The 321-nt window shown below is 37.4% G+C and carries 1 protein-coding gene; it reads right to left on the bottom strand.

Annotated elements, in window-relative coordinates:
• The coding region (locus tag ACFILA_RS09875) for a phage tail tube assembly chaperone (protein ID WP_375661165.1) at positions 1-283 on the bottom strand (283 nt) is incomplete at its 3' end.
• Positions 284-321 lie beyond the last annotated feature (38 nt).

A 321-nucleotide genomic window follows, 5' to 3' on the forward strand; every position in this document is an offset into this window, starting at 1 on the left:
ATTGGTCTTTTGGGTCTAATGAAGTTTCTTGTTCCTTAATGTCTTCATCGGACATCCCCATCAAACGGGAAGCCACGTAATTAGACATTTCAGTAAGATCTTGTTGACCCATTTCTTCATCCATCTTTTTGACTTGTGCTTTAGTAAGACCCAACGTTGTTTTCAAAAATTCTTCTACAAGATCAATCAATTTTGAGCCATTTTCAAACATGGTAACAACGTCGTCTTGACTAGCTTGCTGAAGCTTGGCTGTATCAACTTCAAATTTGTAAACGCTACGCATCACTTTGTTCGTAGGGTTAACTTTAAAAGTCTTGTTGA

It is taken from the genome of Bartonella sp. CL71SXKL (assembly GCF_042194935.1).
Classification (GTDB): Bacteria; Pseudomonadota; Alphaproteobacteria; order Rhizobiales; family Rhizobiaceae; genus Bartonella.